The organism is Kaistia algarum, assembly GCF_026343945.1.
In the GTDB taxonomy this organism is placed as follows: Bacteria; Pseudomonadota; Alphaproteobacteria; order Rhizobiales; family Kaistiaceae; genus Kaistia; species Kaistia algarum.
This window is the reverse complement of the sequence record NZ_JAPKNJ010000002.1, coordinates 72364-97637: the sequence shown is the minus strand read 5'-3', so window position 1 is coordinate 97637 and position 25274 is coordinate 72364. Positions and strand designations below refer to the sequence as shown.

Genomic DNA, 25274 nt, shown 5'->3' with positions numbered 1-25274 from the left:
TCAAGCGACCCTCGTCACCCGATCTGCTGCAGCCCCGGGAACGCTTCCAGCAGCCAGAACGAGATGCGCGTCATCTGGCCGGTCAGGAACAGGATTCCGGTCAGCACCAGCAGCCCGCCCATTATTTTCTCGACCTTCGGCATATGGCGACGGAAGCGGCGCATATGGACAATAAAGGTTTCGGCGAAGGCAGCGGCAATCAGGAACGGGATGCCAAGCCCAAGCGAATAGATCGCCAGCAGCCCCGCGCCGCGCGCCACCGTTTCGGTCGATCCGGCGACGGCGAGGATCGCGGCGAGCACCGGGCCGATGCAGGGCGTCCAGCCAAAGGCGAAGGCAAGGCCGAGCACGTAGGCGCCGACAAGGCCCGCCGGCTGGTTGTCGACCCGGAACCGGGCCTCACGCTGCAGGAAGGCGAACCGGAAGAGGCCGAGGAAATGCAGGCCCATGACGATGATCACGAGGCCGGCGACGATCGAGAACACATCCTGGTAGCGCGCCACCAGACGGCCGAGCACGGATGCAGTCGCGCCAAGGAGGACGAAAACCGTGGTGAAACCGAGCACGAATGCGCCGGAGGCCAAGATCACCATGCGCTTGACGCGCCGATCGGGGACGCCGCCCGCGACTTCCTCCATAGTCAGCCCGGTCACATAGCAAAGATAGGGCGGCACCAGCGGCAGCACGCAGGGCGAGACGAAGGAGAGGAGGCCGGCAAGAAAGGCCCCCCAGAGCGTGACGTCGGAATTCATCGTGGCCTGGATTCACTGCGGTCGGATCGTCGGCGGGCGCCGGGTACGCGACGTTATAGGGCCAAAGCGGACGGCTTTGGAGTAACGGATATGCGAGGGCGGCGCGAGGATGAGGCGAGGCCAGCGCGAATGCCTCTTGGCGCTCGCTGGCCATTCCGTTAGATGGCAGGAAAGCGCGACGGGAGGACAAAACGAATGATCGTAAGCTGCGGCGAGGCGTTGATCGATTTCCTGCCGGTCAAGGATATGAGCGGGCGCGATTCCTATCTGCCGAAGGTCGGAGGGTCGCTCTATAACGTCGCGCTGACGGTCGGGCGTCTCGGGATCCCGACCGGCTTTCTCGGCGGCATATCGACGGATTTCTTCGGCGAAATGCTCGCGGCCGAATTGGAACGCAGCCAGGTCAGCCTGAAATATGCCGGCCGCTCGGCTCGCCCGACGACGCTCGCCTTCGTCAGCCTGCTGCATGACGAACCGCAATACGCCTTCTTCGACGAGAACTCCGCCGGCCGCCTGCATGATCCGGCCGAGCACACGCCGATTGGCAGCGAAGTAGAGGCGTTGCACTTCGGCTCGTTCGCACTTGCCACCGAGCCGTTCGCCAGCCGCCTGGAACGGTTGATGGAGCAGAATCGCGGCAAACGCGTCATCTGCTATGATCCCAATGTCCGGCCGACCCTGATCAGCGATCGGTCGGTGTTCGAGGCGCGCGTCAAGCGCTTTGCCCACTCCGCCGACATCGTGAAGATCTCAGGCGCTGATCTCGACTGGCTGCATCCGGGCGAAGCGCCGGAGACGATCGCGGCAAGCTGGCTGGCGGGCGGTGCGGGTCTCGTCGTCGTGACGCGTGGCGGCGCCGGCGTCACCGCCTATACGCGGTCCGGCTCGGTGCTCAGCCCCGTCATACCCATCAAGATCGCCGATACGGTCGGCGCCGGCGACAGCTTCACTGGCGGCATGCTGGCGCACCTATCCGAAAAGGGCCTCCTGAAGATCGACCGCCTGCGCCAGATCGGCCATGACGATCTGAAGGACGCGCTCGACTTCGCCAACCGCGTCGCCGCCATCACCTGCTCCCGCCCCGGCGCCGACCCGCCCTGGCGCAAGGAACTACAGGGGTAGGCGCCTTTGGCTAAAGAGAGGTCCATCGGACGGTGAGACCATTCGGTGCGCCTCCAAGCGAAAAGTGGGCTCGTCGGGTTATTGAATGTTCGGGCTGAAGCTGAAGGCCATCTCCGATTACGGACCTTAACTCGTCATAGCGAGCACGATCCGTCGGCAGAGCCGGATGGCTGTCGATAGAGACGCTGCCAAGTTCGTGCTGGTTCTTCCAGCGACGGAAAATGGCGAATTGCTCTTCGGCAAGTTTGAGCAGCGACGGCTCAATTTTCATCAGCCAGAAAACGTCGGTCCAATCGTCGGTGACTTCGCTGAACCGGCACTTATACACATGTGGCCACCCCCTGAACTCGGCGATCCCTTCGCGAGGACCGTCGTGGTAGCTCCAAACCACATGGACTATGTCGTCCCTAACGTCGGAGTTGTCAGCAGGATAGATGCTCATATAGCTAGCCTGACAGTCTGACCTGACAAATTCCAGTGGCGAAATTCGGTCGATAGATTCGCTAGACCGCCCCGACCACACGTATTGCCGCCTACTCGTGCCGCAGCGCCTCGATCGGGTCGAGATGCGCCGCTCTTCGCGCCGGAAAATAGCCGAAGATCATACCGATCGCCGCGGAGAAGGCGAAGGCGAGCAGGATGATCTCCGCGCTGACGACGAAGGGAACGCCTAGCGCCGTCACGGTGCCATAGGCAAGGCCGAGGCCGAGCAGGATGCCGGCGAGGCCGCCGAAGATCGACAGCACGGTCGCCTCGACCAGGAACTGAGTCAGCACCTGCCCTTCCAGCGCGCCGATGGCGAGGCGTATGCCGATCTCGCGCGTGCGCTCCGTCACCGATACCAGCATGATGTTCATGATGCCGATACCGCCGACGAGGAGGCTCACGGCGGCGACGGCGCCAAGGAGGCCAGTGAGCAGCGTCGTTGTTCCAGTCATCGTCTGCAGCATCTGCGTCATGTCGTTGACGGAGAAATCATCTTCCTTGCCGGCGGTGATGTTGCGCCGCTCGCGCAGCAGCCGCTCGGCGTCGCCCTGCACCTTGGCCGTCGAGATGCCGTCCCGCGCCGAAAGCAGGATGGTCGATACCTCGGTATTGCCAGAGATGCGGCGCTGGAAGGTCTTGAGCGGCATGACCACCACATCGTCCTGGTCGCTGCCCATTCCGGACTGACCCTTCTTGGCGAGCGTGCCGATCACCTCGCAGGAGACGGCGCCGACGCGGATGGACTGGCCGAGCGGGTCCGACGAGCCGAACAGCTTGCTGACGATCGTCTGTCCGATGATGCAGACGGCGCGGCCGCCGCGCTCGTCGGTATCGACGAAGGTACGACCGCTGGCGATCGACCAATCGAGCGCCGTGAAATAATCGGCGGTCGTGCCGGTGACCGTGCTGTTGCGGCTCTCGCCGCTATAAATCACCGTCTGGCTCGATTGTGACACCGCGGCGACAGCCTTGAGGCCGCTCACCTGATCGCCGATCGCGGCGACATCTCGGGCATTGAAGGATTTCGCCGTCGTGCTCGCGCGGCCGGGCCCGAACTGGCCGGGCCGGACGAAGAGCAGGTTGGTGCCGAGCTTGGCGATCTCGGCCGTGACCTTCTGCGTCGTGCCGTTGCCAATCGTGACCATGGCGATGACGGCGGCGACGCCGATCACGATGCCGAGCACCGTCAGGAAGGATCGCAGCGGATTGCGCCGGATCGCCTTCAGCGCCAGCTTGAACGCCTCATAGAGCATGGGCCGGCTCCTCTCGCGCCTGGTCGGATTCGATCCGGCCATCCACAAAGCGGATCGTTCGCCGCGCATAGGTCGCGATGTCCGGCTCATGCGTCACCATGATCACCGTGATGCCCTGGTCGCGGTTGAGCGCGGTCAGGAGATCCATGATCTCGGCCGAGGTCTTCGTGTCGAGATTGCCGGTCGGCTCGTCGGCGAGCAGAACGGCCGGATCGGTCACGATGGCCCTGGCGATGGCGACGCGCTGCTGCTGCCCGCCCGAGAGTTGCGCCGAAGTATGGTTGGACCGGTCGGCGAGGCCGACGCGGGCGAGAGCATGCAGCGCCCGCTTCCGCCGCTCGCCCGTCTCGACGCCGCGATAGACCAGCGGCAGTTCGACATTTTCCACCGCCGAGGTCCGCGCCAGCAGGTTGAACCCTTGAAAGACGAAGCCGAGCCGGTGTCGCCGCAGCAGCGTCAATTGGGTGCGATCCAGCGTTGCGGTCGGGATGCCCATGAACAGGTAATCGCCCGAACTCGGCTTATCGAGGCAGCCGATGATGTTCATCGTCGTCGACTTGCCGGAACCGGACGGTCCCATGATGGCGACGAATTCGGAGGCACGAATGGCGAAGCTGACGCCGGACAGCGCGGCGACCCGCGCTTCCCCCTCGCCATAGACCTTGGCGACATCGCGAAATTCGATCAGAGGCGGCTCGCTCACCGGCCTGCCCTCAGCTCGCCTTGGAAGAATCGACGATCAGCGCATCGCCGGGCTTGATATCGCCCGACTTGACGACCGTATGGCTGCCGTCCGAGGCGCCGGTCTCGATGTTGACGGCGGCCGGCACATTGTCGCGCAGAACCCAGACTTTGCGCTGGTGTCCGGTCGGCTCGGCCGTCGTGACTGCGCTCATCCGCGGCGCGCGAAAGAACAGAAAGCCGCCGCCGGAGCTTCCAGCCACGGGCGGCGAATAGCGCAGCGCCGCATTGGGGATCAGCGTCGCCTGGGCGACCTCGTCGACGATGATATCGGCTGTCGCAGTCATGCCGGGGCGAAGCAGCAGTTCGGAATTGTCGACCGTCAGCAGGCCCTTATAGGTCACGACATTATCCACGGTCTCCGAGACGAAGCGGACATCGCGGATCGAGGCCGGGAAGCTGCGCTCAGGGAAGGCATCGACCGTGAAGCTAGCCTTCTGGCCGATGCGGACTTCGCCGACATCAGCCTCGTCGATATCGACACGCAACTCCATCTGCCGCAGATCGCCGGCGATGACGAACAGCACCGGCGCCGATAGCGAGGCGGCGACCGTGGCACCCGGATCGACGCTTCGCGTCAGCACGACGCCGTCGATCGGCGAAACGATCTTCGCCTTGGAAAGATTGGTCTCGGCAAGGCTCAGATCCGCCTCCGCCGCCAGAACCTCGGCCTTGGCGGCGTCCTCGGCGGCGACCGCGGCGTCGTAGTTCGCCTGCGCATCGATCAGTTCCTGCGAGGACGAGACGTTGCGGCCTACCAGCACGGTCTTCGAATTCACGATATTCTGCGTCGAGGCAATCGTCGCATGCGCCTTGGCGACATTGGCATTGGCGGCGGCAAGTTTCGCCCGTGCGCTCTGGACATTGACCTGAAGCGTGTCGGTTACCAGCTCGGCCAGCGTGTCTCCGGCCTTTACCTGGCTGTTATAATCGACGAGCACCGTCTTCACGCGGCCTGAAAGCTCGCTGGAGACATCGACCTGCTCGATCGGCTGGATCGATCCGGTCGCCGTGACGGTCACGGTCAGGTCGCCGGTCGTCGCCTTTTCGGTCGTGTAGAGCGTGCCGCTCTCGCTCTTTCCGCCGAAATACCAGAAGGCAGCGGCGGCGAGCAGCACGGCGAGGATGATGAGCGCCCAGCGGCGGAACGCATGGCCGCGCTTTCCGCGCCCGGCGGGTGCGCCCAGAATGACCTTGAGCGCCTCGGCGGAACCGGCCGCCGCGCTTTCGGCCTTGTCGTCGGTCATGGGCTTCATCACGAATTCCGATTGATTGCACCGCTTTCTACCAGTGGCAGAAATTGTTGGTCAAACAATGACTTGTATCAAGAGTCACTGTTTTGTTGCGTTTTGTTTCATCGCTCCGCACGCTTCGTTCACGCAGGACTGATCGAGACGGCTGTAACCAAGCCGGCCTTCTTCGCGTATCTCGGGAAACAGCAGGAGATCCGAAGCGACATGACCGACGCCCGCGCGACAAAACCGAAGGCCCGCCCCCGCATCCTTCCCTGGCAGGATCGCCGGGGCGCATTCTCCTGGATCCGGGCCATCGTTTTCGTCGGCGTGTTCCTTCCGGGTCTCTGGCTCCTCTCGCGGGCGGCCGCCGGCACGCTGGGGCCGCGGGCGATGATTGAGATCAACCATCAGGCGGGGCTCTGGGCGGTGCGTTTCCTGCTGCTAACGCTCGCCGTGACGCCGCTGCGCCATGTCTGGCAATGGCCGGAACTGGTCTTCGTCCGTCGTCCGCTCGGCGTCGCGGTCTTCGCATATGTGGTGATCCATCTGATCGCCTATGCCGGAGATCTCTCCTGGGATATCGGCAAGGTCGCAACCGAGATTCTGGCGCGAATCTATCTCGCCATCGGCTTCCTGGCGCTGATCATGCTCATCCCGCTCGCCATCACTTCGACCGACGGCATGATGCGCCGGATGGGCGGGATCGAATGGCGGCGCCTGCACGTCCTGATCTATCCGATCGCCGCGCTCGCCGTGGTGCACTTCTTCCTGCAGTCGAAGCTCGGCGTTACCGAGCCGATCGCCGTCGCCGTCCTTGCAACCTGGCTTGGCCTGTGGCGCCTCGGCGCCGCCTGGCTCGGCGCACCGAAGGTCGGCTCGATCCCCGGCACGGTGATCCTCGGCGGCGTCATGATCGTCGCAGCAGGCTTCGCCGAGGCCTTTTATTATGGCTGGAAGGTGCACGCGCCGCTTGGACGCGTGCTTGCCACCAACCTCATGACCAATGCCGGTACCCGCCCGGCCTGGATCATCGCCGCCGTGTTCGTCGCTGTTCTGGTGGTGGCGCTGGCGCGGCGGCTCATCGCCGCCCGCCAGCCGAAGCGCGAGCGCGGTTCAGCCCGCCGCCTCGGCAGCGAAGCCTGAGGGGGTCTCGCAGCGGCACGGAAAGGCGGCATAGCGCTCTACCCGGTACGGCTTCGACGAAAGCCCGAGGCAGAACGCCGACACCGCGTCTTCCAGCTTCGCGACCGTCGCCGTCGCGCTGGCATTGGCGCTCGCCATATGGTCGCGCGCCGCCTCGGCCTCGTGCGCCAGCTTCGGCAGATCGGCGGAGACATGGCGGCCGTCGCGCACGATAAAGCGCCCATCGACCATGACATGCCGCACCGCCGTCGCGTCCTCCGTGAAGACGATCTGAGAGGCCGGGTCGTTGATCGGCATCCAGTTCGGATGGTCGAGCGTCAGGAAGACGATATCGGCGCGCTTGCCCACCTCGATCGCGCCGACATGGGAGAAGCCGGCCATGCGCGCGCCACCCTTGGTGGCGGCATGCAGGATCTCCGGCGCGGTCAGCCAGAGACGATTGTCGGGCTGGCGCACGAAGGAGACCTGCGCGGCCGCGCGCATCGCCTCATACATGTTCTGGTTATCCGATGAGGCCGGCCCGTCGGTGCCGATGGCGAGGTTGACGCCCAGTTCCAGCATGCGGCGCGAATCCGCGATACCGGAGCCGAGGCGCATGTTCGAACCCGGATTATGGGAGATCGAGGCGCCCTTGTCGGCGAGGCGCTTCATGTCGTCGTCGTCGAGCCAGATGCCATGCGCGACCGAGAAATGTGAGCCGATCAGGCCGAGGTCGTCGACATGGGCGAGCATGGACTTGCCATAGCGCTGCTCGGCGGCCACCACCTGATATTTGGCCTCGCCAATATGGCTCTGCATGACGGTGTCATAGTCGCGCACGAGCCGGTCCGAACCGCGTAACAATTCATCCGAGCAGTGCGTGGGAATGGTCGGCGCGACGCCGAGCTTCACATGGTCGCGGTCATGCGGCCAAGTCTTCAGCGCCTCTTCCATCAGCCGCAGGATTTCGGCCGTATCGGCGCCGCCATCCTGCGAGATCAGGGCGCGCAATTCGGGCGGCAGCGAATCGACGAGGCCGGGCTGCGCCGCATAGAAGCTGGTGTCCGCCAGCATCGGCGCCATCACCGCCCGGATGCCGGCGTCGCGATAGGCCTGCCCCATCACGACGAGTTCCTCGATCGACGCAACCGGCAGGCCGAAGGTCAGATCATAGGCGAGCGTGCACCCCTTCAGCGCCATCTCGACGGCGCCGAGGTAAGTATTCAGATATTTGATCTGCAGCGTCTGGTTCGAAAAGCGCGCAGGGAGGACCAGCAGCAGCAGTTCCAGATTGAAGCGATCGCGGAAGCCGCGCAGCAGCGCGCCCGAACCGTGCGTATGGCCATTCACAAGGCCGGGATGCAGTAGATGCCGGCTCGCATCGACGATCTCGGCCCCTTCCGGCGCCGCAAGGCCCGGATCGCCTATCTCCAGAATCGCGCCGTCCTTGACGAGAATATCCTTGAGCGGCGCCGCCCGGCCGGGCGCATCAAGCAGCCTGCCGCCGCGGATGAGGATGTATTCGGACATGACGCGATCCCTTGCTATCGTTGTTTTCGTCACCTCTCCCTGAGGGAGAGGTCGGCGGGCGAGGGGGAAGCAAGAACAGAGCCGGGTCAGCCGCCCTTGCCCAGATCCCCGCACTCCTCGACGAGATCGGCCATCGCCCCGCCGTCCGCCGTCTGCTGCCGCAGGCCATCGACGACGCCCTGGCGGTCGGACGCGGCACGGTTCTGGCTGACCTTCCACTTGCCCTCGATGCGCGCGATCGGAATTTCGAGGCCGGCGATCCCCTTGATCTGCGAGGCGACGAAATCGGCAGGCGCGTCCTCGACCGCCCAAGGATGGGAACGGTGCTGCTCCTGTGCGTCGGTCAAGTCGCCGATCTGGCCACGCAGCCAGCTTTCGTCGTCGATGACACGCGGCGTGCCCCAGGCATGGACGGTCGCATAGTTCCAGGTCGGCACGACCTTGCCGTGCTCGCGCTTCGTCGCGTACCAGCTTGGCGTCACATAGGCGTCCGGCCCCTGGAACAGCACCATCGCCTCGCCGCCGGCCCGGAGCGCGGCGAGCTGACCGTTCGCCTTGGCGAGATGGGCGCGCAGCAGACCCTTCTCCGCCCCGTCCGGATCGATGAGGAAGGGAATCGGATTGGCCACCAGCCCACCCTCCCCGGCAGTCACGAGCATCGCGAGAGGGTGAGCGCGAATGAAGGCATGCAGCACCTCCAGCCGATCCTCGCGGAACGCCGGCGGCCTATACATGATGGGTGCGTCCGATAGCTCTCATCCCTGCCCGTCCATGCCATAGGCATGCTCGTTGCCGTCCGGATCGATGACGATGCCATCGCCGACATAGTCCGGCCCGACCGGTACCTTGCCGTAGCCACCGGGAATGTCGAGCACATAGGTCGGCTGGGCCAGGCCAGAGAGGCGGCCGCGAAGCGCCCGCATCAGTGCCCTACCCTCGTCGATCGACGTGCGGAAATGCGCCGTGCCGGGCGCCAGGTCACCATGGTGGAGATAGTAGGGCTTCACCCGCGCCTCGACAAAGCCGCGCATCAGCGCCGCCATCGTCTCGGGATCATCATTGATGCCCTTAAGCAGCACGGTCTGGCTGACCAGAGCGATGCCGGCATCGGCCAGCCGCGCCAGGGCCGCCCGCGCCTCGGCCGTCAGCTCGCGCGGATGATTGGCGTGGACCGCGACATAGACGGTCTTGCCGCAATTCCTGAGCACGGACACCAGTTCCGGCGTGATCCGCGCCGGGTCGACAATCGGCACGCGCGTGTGGAAGCGCAAGATGCGGACAGGCTCGACGGCGGCCAGCCTCTCCAGGAGGCCGGCGAGCTTCCGCGGCGCGATGACGAGCGGATCGCCGCCGGTCAGCACGATCTCCCAGATCTCGGGATGGGTGCGCAGATAAGCGAGCGCCGCTTCCAGTTCCGCCTCCCCCATCAGCGTCGGCCCACCCGGCCCGACGCTCTCGCGGCGGAAGCAGAAGCGGCAATAGACGGCGCAGACATGGACGAGCTTCAGCAGGACCCGGTCGGGATAGCGATGCACGAGGCCGGGAACGGGGCTGTGCGCATCATCGCCGATCGGATCGGCGCGCTCCTCGGGGCGGAATTCCAGCTCGCGCGGATCGGGGATGAACTGGCGCGCGATCGGATCGTTCGGATCCGCCGGATCGATCAGCGCCGCCATGGAAGGCGTCACGGCGATGGCATAGCGCTCACCGACCTGCTGCAGCGAGCCAAGCGCTTCCGGCGGCGCAAGGCCTGCCTCGATGAGGCTGGCCGGCGTGCGCAGCGTGAGCGGCTTATCGATCGGAACGACGGGGGAGCGCGGCATGGTCCGCCCTCTTTCGGTCATTCGGCCATCGGTGTCCAGATCACGTCGGTGATCCGAGACGCGCCCGTCGCCAGCATAACCAGCCGGTCGAAGCCAAGCGCGATGCCGGCGGCCTCTGGCATGATCGCGAGCGCGGCGAGAAAATCCTCGTCCAGCGGATAGCGTTCGCCATAGACCCGCTCCTTCTCGTCCATCTCGGCCAGGAAGCGGCGGCGCTGCTCGGCCGGATCGGTGAGCTCGCCGAAGCCATTGGCCAGTTCCAGCGCGCAGCCATAGAGCTCGAAACGCTCCGAAAGGCGGGAATCGTCCATTTTCGGCCGGGCGAGTCCCGCCTCGACGATCGGATAGTCCATCAGGATGGTCGGCCGGCCGATGCCGAGATTGGGCTCGACCTTTTCGCTCAAGATGCGACTGAAGATGTCGCTCCAATTGTCGTCATCGGCGAGGCGGATGCCGCGGGCTTGCGCCATTGCCGCCAGCCCGCCGCGATCCGTTGCGCCGCCGGCCTCGATCGTCGCCAGCAGATCGATGCCGGCGAACCGCTGGAACGCCTCCGACACGCCGATCCGCTCGGGCTCGGCGAAGGGATCGCACTCCAGCCCGCGATGGCGAAATACCCGGCTGCCCGCCGCATCGGCCGCGGCCGCCATCAAGCTCGCGCAGTCAGCCATCAGCGTTTCGTAGGATTGGCCGACCCGGTACCATTCCAGCATGGCGAATTCGGCCGCATGGCGGTTGCCGGCCTCCCGGTTGCGGAATACCGGGACGAGCGTCCAGATCCGCGTCTCGCCGGCGGCAAGCAGCTTCTTGGCCGAGAATTCCGGCGAGGTGTGCAGGAAATAAGGCCGGCGGCCGCCGTCCGGATGGATCCGCTCGGTGGCGAAGGCATGCAGATGCGCCTCATTGCCGGGCGAAACTTGCAGCAGGCCGCACTCGACCTCGGTGAAGCCCTCAGCCGCGAAATAGGACGCGATGCGCGCCTTGATCCGACCCCGCGCCATGAGCAGCGGACGGCGATCGGCATGGACGCTTGGCGTCCACCAGGGCGAGGCGGAAACGGTCATGATGAACAACTGCCCGAGCCGGACAGAGGATTCAAGCATTCCCGAACCACCCGCCAAACTACTTTAGACTGGCGCGGCGCGGCGGAATCGGTATGGTGCGCGCCATTCCGAGGCCGGTTTTCCGGCTCCGCGCCTGAGATCAAGGAAGAATCTACGTGAAGGTCATCGCCAGCCAAGTCCGTAAGGGCAACATCCTCGAGGTCGACGGCAAGCTGTATGCCGTGCTCATCGCCGAGAGCTTCCACCCGGGCAAGGGCACGCCGACCACGCAGATCGACATGCGCCGCCTGTCGGACGGCGTGAAGATCTCGAACCGCTACAAGACGACCGAGCAGGTCGAGCGCGCCTTCGTCGAGGATCGCGATTTCTCCTATCTCTACAAGGACGGTGACGACTTCACCTTCATGAATACGGAGAACTACGAGCAGATCGTCGTGTCGAAGGACGTGGTCGGCGACAGCGCTCCCTATCTCCAGGAAGGCATGGTCGTCCGCCTCTCGATCTTCCAGGAGCAGGCCGTCGGCATCGTGCTGCCGCAGCGCATGACGCTCGAAGTCGTCGATACCGAGCCGACGACCAAGGGCCAGACGGCGTCCTCGTCGTTCAAGCCGGCAATTCTCTCGAACGGCGTCCGCTCGATGGTCCCTCCGCATATCGGACCCGGCACCCGCATCGTCGTGATGACGGAAGACGGCTCATATGTGGAGCGCGCCAAGGACTGAGCCGTCCGCGTCGTTAACGTGAACATGGGTCCCTCCGGCAACGGTTGGGACCCTTTGTTTTAAAAAGCAGAATTGCAGCAAGCCTCTATCTTGACCGGCACGGTTGGTTAACCGATTGTTGAGCGGTCGTCGAGCATCGTGCCGCCGACCCAAGCCGTCAGGCGCGAGCTCGGGATCGCACAACATCAGGAGTGGCGGCGTGTGAGGGCGCGGGGGGCTGTCGACCTCTTCATGGCCATCGGTCTGGCTACGGGAGTTTGGGGACTGCTGGTCTTGTTCGGCTGGTTTGCCATTGGTCTCGGCTCATCGGCGATCAAGCCGGCGGCCTTCGGCATCGCGATCGGCGTTCTGGGAGCGCTTACTGCCTATGCCGTCCGGCGATGGCATGGCGTGCGTCTCGGCGTGGAGCGATCAGGACGTGGCGACTCGCCGGCGCAGCCGGTCCGCCGGATAGACCATCTGACCCGCCTCCTTGACCGCAGCGCCTTTCTGGAAGAGCTCGGCCGCGTGATCGAAGCGCAACGGCTCACCGGTTCGCATTTCGCCCTGCTGACGATCGACCTCGACCGTTTCCGCAACATCAACGAGATCCATGGCCATGCCATCGGCGATCTCGTCCTGATCGAGACAGCGCGGCGCATATCCGCCCTGAACGGCCGGGGCATCACCATTGCCCGTCTCGGGGGCGATGAATTCGCCATCCTGATCGATGGCGACGAGCCCGGCGGCGAAGTTCCACTCCGAGTGGCCCAGAAGGTTTCCGAGAGCATCGCCGCGCCGATCTCCATTCCGCAGGGCCTGCTGCGCGTCGGCGCGACGATCGGCGGCGCGACCTCCGAATTCCAGAACGCCGACAGTGAGGAACTGCTGCGGGCGGCGAACATCGCTCTGACGGAAGCGAAACGCGACAAGCGCGGATCGATCCGCTTTTTCGAGGCAGGCATGGATGAGGCGCTGCGCCTGCGCTCGACGCTGGAATCAGATTTGCGCCGAGCCATCGCGGGCGGCGAGATCGTGCCCTTCTACCAGCCGCTGATCGCGCTCGACGACGGCCGGCTGACCGGTTTCGAGGTGCTGGCGCGCTGGCAGCACCCTCAATACGGGCTGATCCCGCCGGCTTCCTTCATTCCGCTCGCGGAAGAGCTCGGCCGCGTCGGTGATCTCTTCTACCAGATCCTCACCGCCGCCTGCTCCGACTCGCGCGCCTGGCCGGGAGCGCTCGGCATTTCGGTCAATGTTTCGCCGACCCAGTTTGCCGAGCCGCAACTGGCGACACGCATCCTTTCCATCCTGCAGAGTGCTGGCGTCGATCCGACCCGGCTCGAGCTGGAGATCACGGAGAATGCCCTCGTCGACGAGGTCTCCACCGCCCGCGTCAGCCTGACCATGCTGCGCAATGTCGGTGTCGGCGTCGCGCTCGATGATTTCGGCACTGGCTATTCGAGCCTGCGTCATCTCTCCGACCTGCCGATCGACAGGGTGAAGATCGACCGCCTTTTCGTCGAAAGCGCCCGCCAGAACATCGACAATTGGCGCATCGTCCGCGCCATCGTGCAGCTCGCCCATGCGCTCGACCTGGAGACCACAGCGGAAGGCATCGAGATCGCGGATGTCGCCGACATTCTGCGCGATGTCGGCTGCGACATCGGTCAGGGCTATCTTTTCGGCCATCCGAAATCGGCCGACGCGACGCTCGCCTGGCTGAAAGAACTCGTCCAGAGCCCGATCGGTGTCATGCCAAGGCTGGCAGTGTAGCCCCGCCGACGCGTTACCAGTCGTTCAGCTTTACCAAAGACCGTCCTTGACGATAGGTGCGGCCATGGCGAAGCTTGACCCATCGCCTATCCGCATTTGCCGCATGCGCCGCAATGGGCGTTTCGGCAGGGGCAACCGGACGAGGGAGAGGCTTTCCGTGCCAGATCGATTGACTGCGATCGGCCTAAGCGTCGTTGGACTATTGCTTGCGGCCAATGCTGCCGCCGCAGACGTCGCCATGCCGCCCTTCTATCAGGCCGCCGGCGCGCTCGCACCGGATGGGCCGCTGGGCAAGGTGCTCAAGAGCGAGCCGGTCCAAACCAGCATTCCCGGCGCACACGCTTGGCGGATCGCCTATGTCTCGTCGGATGTCGGGGGTCGCAAGACGATCTCCACGGGCCTCGTCGTCGCCCCGTCGGCACCGGCACCGAAGGAAGGGCGCCCGGTGATCGCCTGGGCCCACGGAACGACGGGAACGGCGCAGAATTGCGGTCCCTCGCAGGTTCCCGACCCTGCACAGGCCCTGAACGAGTACTTCCTGATCGGCGGCAACTCCTGGACGGACTACGGCCTCCCGAGTGTCGAGACCTTCGTGAAGGACGGCTACGTCGTCGTCGGGACGGATTATCAGGGCCTCGGAGCCGGCGGAAAGCACCAATATTCCGTCGCGGCCACAAACGGGCGCGATGCGATCAACTCCGTCCGCGCCGTCGCCTCGATGAGCGAGACGGGCGCAGGCAAGACCGCGGTCATGTATGGCTGGTCGCAAGGCGGCGGCGCGACGCTGGCCGCAGCGAGCCTCGGCGACTATATCGCCCAGACGGGAACCGCGGCCGACGGTGTCGAGTTCCTCGGCTTCGCCGCACTGGCGCCCGACGATGTCGCGGCCGCGGCGCCCTCCGTCCCGGCGGACGAAGCATCGGCCGAGAAGCTTCTCGGCGGCCTCACGGCCAGCTTTTCCGACAACGTGTTCAACTTCACCCACTTCATCATGTTCATGTGGGGCAGTCAGGCTGCGTTTCCCGATCTGAAGCTCGCCGACATCTTCACCGAGGACGGCGCGGCGATGATCGACGCGATCGTCTCGCAGAAATGCGTGCATGTGACGTCGGACACGCTGAACTATGCCGTAGGTGCGAACTACAAGTCGCTGCTCCTCACGACGCCGACCAACGCGCTGGCCTGGTCCAACGCCCTGATCAAGGGCAGCGTAGAACCGGTGAAGCCGGTCGCACCCGTCATCATCTACTGGGGCACGCACGACACGGTGGTGCCGCCGGTCATGGGTGAGGTCTACCGCAAGCAGATGTGCGGCCTTGGCGGCAACATTACGCGCGTGCAGCTGCCCGGCGAGCAGACGCACTTCTCGACACCGGGCGCATCCGCGCCGCTCTATGTGCCGTGGATCGAGGATCGTGTCGCCGGCAAGCCGATTGCCGACGGCTGCAAGTCCGGCGGCTGAACGAGCCGTGCAGGACGGGCGGACGTCCTAGACCAGCCGGGCCTGCTCGATCGCGGCGGCGATGAACGAGGCAAAGAGCGGGTGCGGGTCCAGCGGCCGCGACTTCAGTTCCGGATGGTACTGCACGCCGACGAACCAGGGATGGCCGAGGAACTCGACCGTCTCGGGCAGGACACCGTCCGGCGACATGCCGGCGAAATGCATGCCGCAGGCCTCCAACTGGTCCTTGTATTCGATGTTGACCTCGTAGCGGTGGCGGTGCCGCTCGAAGATCGTCGTGCCACCATAGATCGTCGCGATCTTCGAACCGGGCTCCAGCTTCGCCTCATAGGCGCCGAGCCGCATCGTGCCGCCGAGATCGCCGGTCGAATGACGCCTCTCGAGCATGTTGCCCTTCAGCCATTCGGTCATCAGGCCAACGACAGGCTCATCCGTCGGACCGAACTCGGTCGAGGACGCGTGCTCGATGCCGGCGAGATTGCGCGCCGCCTCGATGACCGCCATCTGCATGCCGAAGCAAATGCCGAAATAGGGCACGTTGCGGCGCCGCGCGAAGCCGGCCGCCTCGATCTTGCCTTCCGAGCCGCGTTCGCCGAAACCGCCGGGCACCAGGATGCCGTTGACGCGCTCCAGATAGGGCGCCGGATCTTCCTTCTCGAAGATCTCGCTCTCGATCCAGTCGATATTGACCTTGACCTTGTTGGCGACGCCACCGTGCTGCAGCGCCTCGATCAGCGATTTGTAGGCATCCTTGAGGCCGGTATATTTGCCGACAACGGCAATGGTGACCTCGCCCTCGGGATTGCGGATCCGGTTGGTCAGCGCTTTCCAGCGGTCGAGATTGGGCGGCGGCGCGCCCTTGATGCCGAAAGCGGCCAGCACCTCGTCGTCGAGGCCCTCGGCGTGATAGGCCGTCGGCACGTCATAGATATGCGGCACGTCCAGCGCCTGGATGACGGCTGATTCGCGCACATTGCAGAAGAGCGAGAGCTTGCGCCGCTCTTCCTTTGGAATGGGTCGATCGCTGCGGCAGAGCAGGATGTCGGGCTGAATGCCGATCGAGCGCAATTCCTTGACGGAGTGCTGCGTCGGCTTTGTCTTCAACTCGCCGGCGCTCGGGATGTAGGGCATCAGCGTCAGGTGGATATAGACGACGTCCCCGCGCGGCAGCTCGTTGCCGATCTGGCGTATCGCTTCGAGGAAGGGCATCGCCTCGATATCGCCGACGGTTCCGCCGATTTCACAAAGCACGAAATCGACATCGTCATTGCCGGAGAGCACGAAGGCCTTGATGGCGTCGGTGACGTGCGGGATCACCTGGACCGTGCCGCCGAGATAATCGCCGCGCCGCTCCTTGGCGATGATCTCCTGATAGATCTTGCCGGTGGTGACCGAGTCGGCCTTCGAGGCCGGACGCCCGGTGAAGCGCTCATAATGGCCGAGGTCGAGATCCGTCTCGGCGCCATCGTCGGTGACAAAGACCTCGCCGTGCTGATACGGGCTCATCGTTCCCGGATCGACATTGAGATAGGGATCGAGCTTCCTCAAGCGGACTCGATATCCTCTCGACTGGAGCATGGCTCCGAGGGCCGCCGAGGCGATGCCCTTGCCGAGGGATGAGACCACGCCGCCGGTGATGAATACGTACCGCGCCATGGAACCTGACCCTAGCCTTCCCGCGACCGATTCGCTTGGACAAAAAACCGGGCGCATGGGTTTCAGCAGCACGCCTCGGCCGGCGATTGGATCGCCACCAAAAGAAACGTCGCCGCCAGATGTCCGGGCGGCGACGTGGAAACTCTAACGTAGTGCCCGCTACTGAGTCGTCGGAACCGACGGCGCGGCAGGAGCAGCAGGAGCCGCCGCGGCAGGCGCAGCCGGCTCGGCGGCCGGCGCCGAGCTACCGGTTGCAGCCGGCGCGGCAGCGGGAGCAGCGCCCTGCGTATCGAGCTTGCTGCCGGGAAGCTGGTTGAGGATGCCTCCGGCGGACGACGAAGCCGGCGTTGCGGGCGACGATGTCGACTGGCTCTGGATGCGGTCCAGGATCGAAGCGGGCCGGTCGCCGAAGCGCGTCAGCAGCGTCAGGCCGATCGACGTAATGAAAAACGCCGCCGCGAGAATGGCTGTCGTGCGCGTCAGCACATTCGCCTGGCCGCGCGCCGTCATGAAGCCTCCACCCCCGCCAATGCCAAGCGCTCCACCTTCGGAGCGCTGCAAAAGAACAACGGCGACGAGCGCGACGACCACCATCAGGTGGATCACGATGATGACTGTCTGCATCGATGTCTCTAATCGGAATCCTGAGAATTTCGCGCCTTGTACACGATCGATCCGACCGTTTCCAGTAGCGCGCCCGGCTTCATATGGCGGCGCGGCCCGGAAGCGCAAGCCGGACGTGTCGCCTCATCAGGCATAGACCGATGCGATTGCGAGGAAATCCGCCGCCTTGAGGCTCGCGCCACCGACGAGCGCACCATCGACATCGGCTATCCCAAGAATCTCGGAAGCGTTCGCCGGCTTAACGGAACCGCCATAGAGGATGCGAATCTTCTCGCCCTCCCGGCCGAAGCGCGCGACGAGTCTCTGGCGGATATGGGCGTGCACCTCGGCGATATCGGCGTTCGACGGCGTCAGCCCCGTGCCGATCGCCCAGACCGGCTCATAGGCGAGCACGAGATTCGAACCGGTGGCGCCATCGGGAACCGATCCTGCCAGCTGGCTGTCGATCACGGCGATCGCCTCCCCTGCCAGCCGCTCCGCCTCCGTCTCGCCGATGCAGAGGACGGATACCAGGCCGGCTCGGCGTGCGGCCTCGGCCTTGGCGCGCGCCTGTGCATCGGACTCGGCATATTTGGTTCGCCGCTCGGAATGGCCGACAATAACGAGGCCACCACCGCAATCGGCAATCATCTCGGCCGATATGTCACCCGTATAGGCGCCGCTCACATCGGCATTGCAGTCCTGCGCGCCGATCCAGATCCGCGAGCCCAGCGCCGCCACGCAAAAGGTCTGGATCAAGGTCGCCGGAGGACATACCGCCATCTGGACCTTCCAGCGCAACTCCGGTCCGTAGCCCTCTATCATCCGGCCCAGTTCGGCAGCTGAGGCCTTGAGGCCATTCATCTTCCAATTCCCGACGACGAGCGGGGTGCGAACGCGCATGGATGGATCCTGATGTTCAGACGAGAAGAACGGTATCGCTGTATGCGGCCACCTGCCGGTCGTGAGTCAAGAGGCGCAGCGGTTCGGTAAGCGCCTGAGCGATGAGCAGCCGGTCAAAGGGGTCGCCATGGAGGGACGGCAGCGATTCGACGGTCAGCGCATGAGCGGCAGTAACGTCGACGAACCGAAAGCCGGCCTCGTGAAATGCGCGCGACGCCTCGGCGGCCGGAATTGGCGGCGCTGTCTTGCGCCCCAGAGCATATTTGATCGCAATTTCCCACAGGGTCGCTGCGGAAACATGGATTGTATTCTCAGCGTTCCGGATAATTTCCCGGGCTGGGACCGATAATCTGGGGGAGTCCAAAAGACTCCAGATTGCAATATGAGTATCGAGCAGTACGAACATCAGGCGCGTCGCTCCACCAGGTGAGGTCGAGCTATCGCGACCATCTTTCGCCGCCGCATGTCCTTCCACCTACCATCCTTCATCGTCCTTCCCCTTGAACAGCGCCTCAATCTCCGCATCGTGCTCATTGAATTCTTCGAGGGACATATCGGGATATTTGCCTGCTAGCAGGCCAAGCCGCTTGCTCACGTCGGGCTTCGTCTCGATCGGCACGAGACGCGCCGCCGGCTTTCCGTTGCGGGCAATGATGACCTCCGTCTCTTCCCCGCGCTCAATGGCATCGACGAGGCGGGAAAGATGCGTCTTCGCGTCCAACATATTGACCTGAGCCATCGCGCCGTCCTCTAGTCTGGTCTGACTAGACTAAGTCGTACCTTACGTTTTTTCAAGCTTCGCCATCTCGTCTTGCTCCGCCGGACCGACCTTTCTATGATCGCGCGCCCAAACGAGGGCCGGCCGTTATGGCCACTATCCTTTCGAGCGGCGCTCGCGGCTCGGACCGAGAAGCAAGAAGAAGAGAGACAAGAGAACACCGATGCTCGAAACCATGCGCAGATATGCCTCCGGCTGGGTGGCGCAGATCCTGATCGGCATTCTGATTGTCTCCTTTGCCATCTGGGGCATTGCCGGGGCGCTTTCGGGCATCAACACCAATACCGTCGCTCAGGTTGGTGGAACCGAGATATCGACCATCGACTTCGACCGTGCCTATCGCGGACAGATTGATAATCTGAGCCAGCAAATGGGCCAGCAGATCACGCCGGACCAGGCCAAGGCGTTCGGCCTGCCGAACCAGGTGCTGGCGCGGCTCGTGGCGCAGGCAGCGCTCGACGATCAGGCATCCACGCTCGCTCTGGGCGTCTCACAGGATACGCTCGTCAAGGAAATCGCGGACGATCCCGCCTTCAAGGGACCAGGCGGTGCGTTCGACCGCGCGGTCTTCGTCCAGCGCCTGCGCCAGCGCGGCATGACGGAGGATGACTACGTCATGGAGCGCGAGGCGTCCGAGAAGCGGCGCCAGCTCGCAGCCTCGCTTTCGGGCGGCGCGACCGTGCCGGCAGCGCTCGCGGCGGCGCTCCATAACTACCAGACCGAGGCCCGGACGATCCGCTACATCGTAATACCCAGCTCGGCGATCCCTGATGTCGGGCAACCCAACGCCGACGAACTGACCGCCTATTACAACGACCACAAGGCGGATTGGCGCGCGCCGGAACTGCGCGACATCGCCTATGTGAAGATGGACGCCGTGGATATCGTCGACCCGGCGGCGATCACCGATGCCGACGCTCAGAAGGCGTATGACGCCGACAAGGCCCGCTTCACGACGCCGGAGACCCGTCAGGTCTACCAGCTCACATTCACCGACGAGAGCACGGCGCGCGCCGCCGAGGCGAGCCTCAAGGGCGGAGCGACCTTCGAGAGCATCGTCGAAGGTTCGGGCCGCAAGCTCGCGGATACGGATCTTGGCGTCGTGACCAAGGACAAGCTCATTGAACCGAAGGTTGCCGATGCGGCCTTTGCCGCGCCTGCGAACAGTTCGACGGACGTCATCATCGGTTCCTTCGGCCCGGTCATCGTCCATGTCGGCGATGTGATGCCGGAGCAGGTCAAGCCGTTCGACGCGGTAAAGGACGAGATCAAGGCCGACCTCGCGCTCTCCGCCGCCAAGAGCGATCTCAGCGTGCTGCGCGACGCGATCGAGGATGCCAAGGCCGGCGGCGCAACGCTGGACGAGATCGCCACCAAGAACAAGCTCAAGGTCGCCAAGATCGCCGTCGATGCCAGCGGCAATGATGCGGAAGGCAAGCCCGTCGCCGACATTCCGGCGAAGGATGCTCTGCTCAAGGCCGCCTTCGAAAGCGATGTCGGCATCGACAACGCCGCCGTGACGACGGCCGATAACGGCTCCGTCTGGTACCAGATCAATTCGATCAACCCGGCGCATGACCGTCCGTTGGACGAGGTTCGGCAGAAGGTGATCGACGCGTGGCGCGCGGCGACGACCGAGGACCGCCTGCTCGCCAAGGCCAAGGAAGTCTCCGACCAGGTAGCCAAGGGGCAGACGCTCGACGAGGCTGCCGCAGCCCTGTCGCTGACGGTCGAAACCGATAGCGGCCAGACGCGCGGATCGAAGCCGCCCGCCGACTTCTCCAGCGACGCGCTGAAGGCAGCCTTCGCCGGACCCAAGGGCCATGTCGCCACAGCGGCCGGCGTCAAGGACGGCGAGCAGATCGTGCTCAAGGTCGACGACGTGACCGAGACGCCCTATGTCGCCGGCAATGCGGAGCAGGCCCCCGTCGAGAAGCAGCTTGCCGAGGCGATCCAGAACGATCTGCTGCAGCAATATGTGAACGAGTTGCAGAACACGCTCGGAGCGACCATAAATCAGTCGACGCTGCAGCGCGTGATCGGCGCCAGCTGAGGAAGGCATAGAGCCCGTGATGACGAAGAACCGTGAGCAGGAGATATTCCCTGCCGCCCGCCCGCTCCGGGCGGCACGGTTTGTTGCGGCCGCGGCAGAGGCGGGCGCCCACGCTCGCCGCGATCTCTGGCGATGGCGTTGATCGCCGATCCCGGCCCAGCCGGGATGACGATCTCGCACACCCGCTTCGCCGTTCCGCAAGGGCCCTTGGTGCCCTCCTGAAAAATGGACTGACATCATGTTGATCGAGCCGTCGCTTGAGACGATCACGCGCCGCTATCAGAGTGGAGAGCCGCAGGTCGCCTGGACGCGGATGGTCGCCGACCTCGAGACCCCCGTCTCCGCCATGCTGAAGCTCTCGGCCGGCCGGGCCAATTGCTTCCTGCTTGAATCGGTCGAAGGCGGGGCCGTTCGCGGCCGATATTCGATGATTGGCATCGAGCCCGACCTCATCTTCCGTGCCATCGGCGCCCGGGCCGAGGTCAACCGCTCGCCGCAGTCCGGCGATCATTTCCAGCCCATGCACGGCGGCTCGCTCGATGCGCTGCGCGCGCTGATCGCCGAATCGCACATCGATCTTCCCGCAGCCCTGCCGCCGATGTCGGCCGGCATCTTCGGCTATCTCGGCTACGACATGGTCCGCCAGATGGAGGAACTGGGTGAGCCCAATCCGGACGCGCTCGGCCTGCCGGACGCCATCATGCTGCGCCCGACCGTCATGGTCATCTTCGACGCGGTCAAGGACGAGATCACGATCGTGACGCCAATCCGGCCAGAGCCGGGCGTCGGCGCCGACATCGCCCATGCCCGCGCGGTCGAAAGGCTGACGCAGGTAGTGGAGACGCTGGAAGGCCCGCTCCACCGGGGATCCGAGCCGCAGGATGTGGATCTCGACGTTCCCGTGGTCTCGAACACGCCGCATGAGCGCTATCTGGAGATGGTGGCGCGCGCCAAGGAGTACATCGCCGCCGGCGATATTTTCCAGGTGGTGCTGTCGCAGCGCTTCGAGGCGCCCTTCACCCTGCCGCCCTTTGCGCTCTACCGCGCGCTGAGGCGGACCAACCCGTCGCCCTTCCTCTATTATCTCGATTTCGGCACCTTCGCCGTGGCCGGATCGAGCCCCGAAATCCTCGTGCGTCTGCGCGACGGCGAGGTCACCATCCGCCCGATCGCCGGCACCAGGCGGCGCGGCGAGACGCCCGAGCGCGACGCGGAGCTTGCGGCCGAACTGCTCGCCGATCCGAAGGAACTGGCCGAGCATTTGATGCTGCTCGACCTTGGCCGCAACGATGTCGGCCGTGTCGCCGAAATCGGCACCGTGAAGGTCACCGACCGGTTCTTCCTCGAATATTACAGCCAGGTCATGCACATCGTGTCGAACGTCGTCGGGCGGCTCGCATCGCCTCACGATATGCTCGACGCGCTGGCGGCCGGCTTCCCCGCCGGCACGGTATCGGGCGCGCCGAAAGTGCGCGCGATGGAGATCATCGACGAGCTCGAAACCCACAAGCGCGGCATCTATGCGGGCTGCGTCGGCTATTTCTCAGCCGATGGCGCGATGGACACCTGCATCGTTCTGCGAACCTCGATCGTCAAGGACGGCAAGATGTATGCGCAGGCAGGCGCGGGCATCGTCGCCGACTCGATACCCGAGAGCGAGCATCAGGAATGCATCGCCAAGGCACGCGCCCTCTTCCGTGCGGCCGAGGAAGCGGTAAAGTTCGCTTCCCAGGCCGGGCGGGGGCAATGATCGGCAGGGCAAGGGGAACGATCATGGCCTTTCTCGTCATCGATAATTACGACAGCTTCACCTACAACCTCGTCCATTATCTCGGCGAACTGGGCGCCGAGCTGATCGTGCGCCGCAATGACAAGATCAGTGTCGACGAGGTGATGGAGATGGACCCCGAGGGCATCGTGCTCTCCCCGGGCCCCTGTACGCCGAACGAGGCCGGCATCTGTCTCGACCTGATCGAGCGAGCCGGATCGACGATCCCGATCTTCGGTGTCTGCCTCGGCCATCAGGCCATCGGCCAGGCGATGGGTGGCGATGTCGTGCGCGCGCCAAGCCAGATGCACGGCAAGATCTCCACCATCCGCCATACCGGCCGCAGCGTCTTTCGCGGCATCAACGGCCCGTTCCAGGCAACGCGCTATCACTCGTTGCAGGTTCGCCGCGAGACGATGCCCGACGTGCTGGAGATCACGGCCGAATCCGAGGACGGCGTCGTGATGGGCGCCATGCACAAGACGCTGCCGATGCACGGGGTGCAGTTTCATCCCGAGAGCATCGCCTCGGAGCATGGTCACCTGATGCTGAAGAACTTCCTCGATATCGCCGCGGAGTGGAACCAGCGCCACCGTGCCGCGCTGTCGGTCGCGTGAGGCGGCGATGTCGGAATTGAAAACCTACATCGCCAAGGTCGCGGGCGGACGACCCCTCGACCGGCAGGAGGCCGAGGAGGCCTTCGCGATCATCATGTCCGGCGAGGCAACGCCGGCGCAGATCGGCGGCTTCCTGATGGCGCTGCGCGTGCGCGGCGAGACGGTCGACGAGATCGCCGGCGCGGTCGCGACCATGCGGGCGAAGATGCTGCCGGTCGATGCGCCGGAAGGCGCCATCGACGTGGTGGGTACCGGCGGCGACGGCTCGCACACCTTCAACATCTCCACAGCTTCGGCCTTTGTCGTGGCCGGCGCCGGCGTGCCGGTCGCCAAGCATGGCAACCGAGCCCTCTCGTCGAAATCGGGCGCCGCCGACGTACTGATGGCGCTCGGCGTCAATGTCGACGTGCCCCCGGCGACAATCTCGAAGGCGATCCGCGAGGCCGGTATCGGCTTCATGTTCGCCCCGGCGCATCATTCGGCGATGAAGTTTGTCGGGCCGGCGCGGGTGGAACTTGGCACGCGCACCATCTTCAACCTGCTTGGGCCGCTCTCCAACCCGGCCGGTGTCAAGCGCCAGCTCGTCGGCGTCTTCGCGCCGGAATGGCTGGAGCCGCTCGCCCACGTGCTTGCCGCGCTCGGATCGGAACGCGCCTGGATCGTCCATGGCGCGGGCGGCGTCGACGAGATATCCGTCGCCGGCCCGACCCATGTCGCCGCGCTGAAGGACGGCAAGGTCGAGACCTTCGTCATCGAGCCCGGCGATGTCGGTCTCCCCGTCTCGCCGCTGGAAGCGATCAGGGGCGGCGACGCGGTTCACAATGCCGCCGCGCTTCGAGCGCTCCTCAACGGCGCGCGCAGCGCCTATCGCGACACGGTCCTCCTGAACGCCGCAGCAACGCTTGTCGTCGCCGGCAATGCCGCCTCGCTCAAGGAAGGCGTGGCGCTGGCCGCGACCTCGATCGACGAGGGCCACGCTCATGACCGGCTGGACCGGCTTATCGCGATCACCAACGGATAGGACGATGAGCGACATTCTGGCGAAAATCGAAGTGACCAAGCGCGAGGAAATCGAGCTCGCCAAGGAGCGGGTCCGTCCGACCGAGATGAAGGCGCGCGCGCTCGACACCGCGCCGCCGCGCGGCTTCCTCGCCGCGCTTCGCCGCCGCATCGATGCGGGCGAGCCGGCGCTGATCGCCGAGATCAAGAAGGCGAGCCCGTCCAAGGGCCTGATCCGGCCGGATTTCGATCCGCCGCGCCTCGCCGAAGCCTATCAGGCGGGCGGGGCCGCCTGCCTCTCGGTGCTGACCGACACGCCATGGTTTCAGGGTGCTCCGGAATTCCTCATCGCGGCGCGCGAGGCGACCGAGCTGCCAGCCCTGCGCAAAGACTTCCTCTACGAGCCCTATCAGGTCTATGAATCGCGCGCGCTCGGTGCCGATTGCGTGCTGATCATCATGGCCGCCATCGAGGATTCGGTCGCCGCCGAAATCGAGGGCACGGCGATGGAACTCGGCATGGACGTGTTGATCGAGGTCCATGACGAGGCCGAGCTTGACCGTGCGCTGCGCCTGTCATCGCCGCTGATCGGCATCAACAACCGCGACCTTCGTACCTTCCGCACTTCGCTGGAGATATCCGAGCGGCTCGCGCCGCGTGTTCCTGCCGGGCGCACGCTGGTCGGCGAAAGCGCGATCTCGACACCGGCCGACCTTGCGCGGCTCGCCGCCGTCGGCATCCACACCTATCTCGTCGGCGAGAGCCTGATGCGGCAAGACGACGTGACGCGCGCGACGATGGAATTGCTCGGCCGCCAGGCTGCCTGAGCC

Annotated in this window: 24 protein-coding genes; 10 read left to right on the top strand and 14 right to left on the bottom strand. The window is 64.9% G+C overall.

Annotated features, from left to right (window positions below; translation table 11 throughout):
- Positions 1 to 14: 14 nt before the first annotated feature.
- Complete coding sequence (locus OSH05_RS13810; protein ID WP_104219969.1) at positions 15 to 752, bottom strand: cytochrome c biogenesis CcdA family protein; 738 nt, start codon at positions 750 to 752, stop codon at positions 15 to 17.
- Positions 753 to 947: 195 nt separating this feature from the next.
- On the opposite strand from OSH05_RS13810, the gene OSH05_RS13805 reads away from it, so the two are divergent.
- Positions 948 to 1874 (top strand): carbohydrate kinase family protein, encoded by a 927-nt coding sequence (locus OSH05_RS13805; RefSeq protein WP_165801631.1) that lies wholly within the window; start codon positions 948 to 950, stop codon positions 1872 to 1874.
- 10 nt (positions 1875 to 1884) lie between these two features.
- Here the strand turns inward: OSH05_RS13805 and OSH05_RS13800 are convergent, their stop codons facing one another.
- The 4 genes from OSH05_RS13800 to OSH05_RS13785 all read right to left on the bottom strand — a co-directional run bounded on the left by OSH05_RS13800 (position 1885) and on the right by OSH05_RS13785 (position 5610).
- Complete coding sequence (locus tag OSH05_RS13800) at positions 1885 to 2316, bottom strand: hypothetical protein (RefSeq protein ID WP_104219971.1); 432 nt, start codon at positions 2314 to 2316, stop codon at positions 1885 to 1887.
- A gap of 91 nt (positions 2317 to 2407) precedes the next feature.
- Positions 2408 to 3613, bottom strand: coding sequence for an ABC transporter permease (locus tag OSH05_RS13795; protein WP_104219972.1), 1206 nt, complete (start codon positions 3611 to 3613; stop codon positions 2408 to 2410).
- Complete coding sequence (locus tag OSH05_RS13790; protein WP_104219973.1) at positions 3603 to 4316, bottom strand: ABC transporter ATP-binding protein; 714 nt, start codon at positions 4314 to 4316, stop codon at positions 3603 to 3605. The genes OSH05_RS13795 and OSH05_RS13790 overlap by 11 nt, the downstream gene beginning before the upstream one ends.
- Positions 4317 to 4326: 10 nt before the next feature.
- Positions 4327 to 5610, bottom strand: coding sequence for an efflux RND transporter periplasmic adaptor subunit (locus OSH05_RS13785; RefSeq protein ID WP_104219974.1), 1284 nt, complete (start codon positions 5608 to 5610; stop codon positions 4327 to 4329).
- A 201-nt stretch (positions 5611 to 5811) separates the two neighbouring features.
- Between OSH05_RS13785 and OSH05_RS13780 the strand changes: the two genes are divergently transcribed.
- Complete coding sequence (locus tag OSH05_RS13780; protein ID WP_165801632.1) at positions 5812 to 6732, top strand: protein-methionine-sulfoxide reductase heme-binding subunit MsrQ; 921 nt, start codon at positions 5812 to 5814, stop codon at positions 6730 to 6732.
- Here the strand turns inward: OSH05_RS13780 and OSH05_RS13775 are convergent.
- The 4 genes from OSH05_RS13775 to epmA form a co-directional block, all read right to left on the bottom strand.
- Positions 6703 to 8241 carry an amidohydrolase family protein gene (locus tag OSH05_RS13775; protein ID WP_104219976.1) on the bottom strand — a complete coding sequence of 513 codons (1539 nt, stop codon included), beginning with the start codon at positions 8239 to 8241 and terminating at the stop codon, positions 6703 to 6705. The two genes, OSH05_RS13780 and OSH05_RS13775, sit on opposite strands and share 30 nt — an antisense overlap.
- Positions 8242 to 8327: 86 nt before the next feature.
- Positions 8328 to 8975 (bottom strand): FMN-binding negative transcriptional regulator, encoded by a 648-nt coding sequence (locus OSH05_RS13770; RefSeq protein ID WP_104219977.1) that lies wholly within the window; start codon positions 8973 to 8975, stop codon positions 8328 to 8330.
- Between the two features lie 21 nt (positions 8976 to 8996).
- Positions 8997 to 10064 carry a lysine-2,3-aminomutase-like protein gene (locus tag OSH05_RS13765; protein ID WP_104219978.1) on the bottom strand — a complete coding sequence of 356 codons (1068 nt, stop codon included), beginning with the start codon at positions 10062 to 10064 and terminating at the stop codon, positions 8997 to 8999.
- A 17-nt stretch (positions 10065 to 10081) separates the two neighbouring features.
- Positions 10082 to 11167: an EF-P lysine aminoacylase EpmA gene (gene epmA / locus OSH05_RS13760; protein WP_266352462.1), complete on the bottom strand. Its 1086-nt coding sequence runs from the start codon at positions 11165 to 11167 to the stop codon at positions 10082 to 10084.
- A gap of 116 nt (positions 11168 to 11283) precedes the next feature.
- Here epmA and efp point away from each other — a divergent pair, with 116 nt between their 5' ends.
- The 3 genes from efp (at position 11284) to OSH05_RS13745 (ending at position 15067) form a co-directional block, all read left to right on the top strand.
- On the top strand, positions 11284 to 11850 hold the full coding sequence (gene efp / locus OSH05_RS13755; RefSeq protein WP_104219979.1) for an elongation factor P: 567 nt from the start codon (positions 11284 to 11286) through the stop codon (positions 11848 to 11850).
- 231 nt (positions 11851 to 12081) lie between these two features.
- On the top strand, positions 12082 to 13605 hold the full coding sequence (locus OSH05_RS13750; protein ID WP_133163126.1) for a putative bifunctional diguanylate cyclase/phosphodiesterase: 1524 nt from the start codon (positions 12082 to 12084) through the stop codon (positions 13603 to 13605).
- A gap of 157 nt (positions 13606 to 13762) precedes the next feature.
- Positions 13763 to 15067, top strand: a complete 1305-nt coding sequence (locus tag OSH05_RS13745; protein ID WP_266352459.1) for a lipase family protein — start codon at positions 13763 to 13765, stop codon at positions 15065 to 15067.
- Positions 15068 to 15094: 27 nt separating this feature from the next.
- Here OSH05_RS13745 and OSH05_RS13740 read toward each other — a convergent pair whose 3' ends face one another.
- The 5 genes from OSH05_RS13740 to OSH05_RS13720 all read right to left on the bottom strand — a co-directional run bounded on the left by OSH05_RS13740 (position 15095) and on the right by OSH05_RS13720 (position 18968).
- Positions 15095 to 16723: a CTP synthase gene (locus tag OSH05_RS13740; RefSeq protein ID WP_104219981.1), complete on the bottom strand. Its 1629-nt coding sequence runs from the start codon at positions 16721 to 16723 to the stop codon at positions 15095 to 15097.
- Between the two features lie 159 nt (positions 16724 to 16882).
- Positions 16883 to 17347, bottom strand: a complete 465-nt coding sequence (gene secG / locus OSH05_RS13735) for a preprotein translocase subunit SecG (protein WP_104219982.1) — start codon at positions 17345 to 17347, stop codon at positions 16883 to 16885.
- Between the two features lie 126 nt (positions 17348 to 17473).
- Positions 17474 to 18229: a triose-phosphate isomerase gene (gene tpiA / locus OSH05_RS13730; protein WP_104219983.1), complete on the bottom strand. Its 756-nt coding sequence runs from the start codon at positions 18227 to 18229 to the stop codon at positions 17474 to 17476.
- Positions 18230 to 18245: 16 nt separating this feature from the next.
- Complete coding sequence (locus OSH05_RS13725; protein ID WP_165801635.1) at positions 18246 to 18635, bottom strand: type II toxin-antitoxin system VapC family toxin; 390 nt, start codon at positions 18633 to 18635, stop codon at positions 18246 to 18248.
- Positions 18636 to 18704: 69 nt separating this feature from the next.
- Positions 18705 to 18968 (bottom strand): type II toxin-antitoxin system Phd/YefM family antitoxin, encoded by a 264-nt coding sequence (locus OSH05_RS13720; RefSeq protein WP_104219984.1) that lies wholly within the window; start codon positions 18966 to 18968, stop codon positions 18705 to 18707.
- Positions 18969 to 19170: 202 nt separating this feature from the next.
- Here OSH05_RS13720 and OSH05_RS13715 point away from each other — a divergent pair, with 202 nt between their 5' ends.
- The 5 genes from OSH05_RS13715 (at position 19171) to trpC (ending at position 25271) form a co-directional block, all read left to right on the top strand.
- Entirely contained in the window at positions 19171 to 21060 is a 1890-nt protein-coding gene (locus tag OSH05_RS13715) for a peptidylprolyl isomerase (protein WP_104219985.1), read from the top strand.
- 238 nt (positions 21061 to 21298) lie between these two features.
- The gene (trpE, locus tag OSH05_RS13710) at positions 21299 to 22810 is read left to right on the top strand and encodes an anthranilate synthase component I (RefSeq protein WP_104219986.1); all 1512 of its coding nucleotides are present in this window, start codon (positions 21299 to 21301) and stop codon (positions 22808 to 22810) included.
- Between the two features lie 23 nt (positions 22811 to 22833).
- Positions 22834 to 23445: an anthranilate synthase component II gene (locus OSH05_RS13705; protein ID WP_104219987.1), complete on the top strand. Its 612-nt coding sequence runs from the start codon at positions 22834 to 22836 to the stop codon at positions 23443 to 23445.
- Positions 23446 to 23452: 7 nt separating this feature from the next.
- Positions 23453 to 24466 (top strand): anthranilate phosphoribosyltransferase, encoded by a 1014-nt coding sequence (trpD, locus tag OSH05_RS13700; protein ID WP_104219988.1) that lies wholly within the window; start codon positions 23453 to 23455, stop codon positions 24464 to 24466.
- Positions 24467 to 24470: 4 nt separating this feature from the next.
- The gene (gene trpC, locus OSH05_RS13695) at positions 24471 to 25271 is read left to right on the top strand and encodes an indole-3-glycerol phosphate synthase TrpC (RefSeq protein ID WP_104219989.1); all 801 of its coding nucleotides are present in this window, start codon (positions 24471 to 24473) and stop codon (positions 25269 to 25271) included.
- Positions 25272 to 25274 lie beyond the last annotated feature (3 nt).

What these genes read in the sequence shown, in the direction of transcription:
- OSH05_RS13810 (WP_104219969.1), bottom strand. Translation starts at nt 752, where the DNA reads ATGAATTCCGACGTCACGCTCTGGGGGGCCTTTCTTGCCGGCCTCCTC.
- OSH05_RS13805 (WP_165801631.1), top strand. Translation starts at nt 948, where the DNA reads ATGATCGTAAGCTGCGGCGAGGCGTTGATCGATTTCCTGCCGGTCAAG.
- OSH05_RS13800 (WP_104219971.1), bottom strand. Translation starts at nt 2,316, where the DNA reads ATGAGCATCTATCCTGCTGACAACTCCGACGTTAGGGACGACATAGTC.
- OSH05_RS13795 (WP_104219972.1), bottom strand. Translation starts at nt 3,613, where the DNA reads ATGCTCTATGAGGCGTTCAAGCTGGCGCTGAAGGCGATCCGGCGCAAT.
- OSH05_RS13785 (WP_104219974.1), bottom strand. Translation starts at nt 5,610, where the DNA reads ATGAAGCCCATGACCGACGACAAGGCCGAAAGCGCGGCGGCCGGTTCC.
- OSH05_RS13780 (WP_165801632.1), top strand. Translation starts at nt 5,812, where the DNA reads ATGACCGACGCCCGCGCGACAAAACCGAAGGCCCGCCCCCGCATCCTT.
- OSH05_RS13775 (WP_104219976.1), bottom strand. Translation starts at nt 8,241, where the DNA reads ATGTCCGAATACATCCTCATCCGCGGCGGCAGGCTGCTTGATGCGCCC.
- OSH05_RS13770 (WP_104219977.1), bottom strand. Translation starts at nt 8,975, where the DNA reads ATGTATAGGCCGCCGGCGTTCCGCGAGGATCGGCTGGAGGTGCTGCAT.
- OSH05_RS13765 (WP_104219978.1), bottom strand. Translation starts at nt 10,064, where the DNA reads ATGCCGCGCTCCCCCGTCGTTCCGATCGATAAGCCGCTCACGCTGCGC.
- epmA (WP_266352462.1), bottom strand. Translation starts at nt 11,167, where the DNA reads ATGCTTGAATCCTCTGTCCGGCTCGGGCAGTTGTTCATCATGACCGTT.
- OSH05_RS13750 (WP_133163126.1), top strand. Translation starts at nt 12,082, where the DNA reads ATGGCCATCGGTCTGGCTACGGGAGTTTGGGGACTGCTGGTCTTGTTC.
- OSH05_RS13740 (WP_104219981.1), bottom strand. Translation starts at nt 16,723, where the DNA reads ATGGCGCGGTACGTATTCATCACCGGCGGCGTGGTCTCATCCCTCGGC.
- secG (WP_104219982.1), bottom strand. Translation starts at nt 17,347, where the DNA reads ATGCAGACAGTCATCATCGTGATCCACCTGATGGTGGTCGTCGCGCTC.
- tpiA (WP_104219983.1), bottom strand. Translation starts at nt 18,229, where the DNA reads ATGCGCGTTCGCACCCCGCTCGTCGTCGGGAATTGGAAGATGAATGGC.
- OSH05_RS13725 (WP_165801635.1), bottom strand. Translation starts at nt 18,635, where the DNA reads ATGTTCGTACTGCTCGATACTCATATTGCAATCTGGAGTCTTTTGGAC.
- OSH05_RS13720 (WP_104219984.1), bottom strand. Translation starts at nt 18,968, where the DNA reads ATGGCTCAGGTCAATATGTTGGACGCGAAGACGCATCTTTCCCGCCTC.
- OSH05_RS13715 (WP_104219985.1), top strand. Translation starts at nt 19,171, where the DNA reads ATGCTCGAAACCATGCGCAGATATGCCTCCGGCTGGGTGGCGCAGATC.
- trpE (WP_104219986.1), top strand. Translation starts at nt 21,299, where the DNA reads ATGTTGATCGAGCCGTCGCTTGAGACGATCACGCGCCGCTATCAGAGT.
- OSH05_RS13705 (WP_104219987.1), top strand. Translation starts at nt 22,834, where the DNA reads ATGGCCTTTCTCGTCATCGATAATTACGACAGCTTCACCTACAACCTC.
- trpD (WP_104219988.1), top strand. Translation starts at nt 23,453, where the DNA reads ATGTCGGAATTGAAAACCTACATCGCCAAGGTCGCGGGCGGACGACCC.
- trpC (WP_104219989.1), top strand. Translation starts at nt 24,471, where the DNA reads ATGAGCGACATTCTGGCGAAAATCGAAGTGACCAAGCGCGAGGAAATC.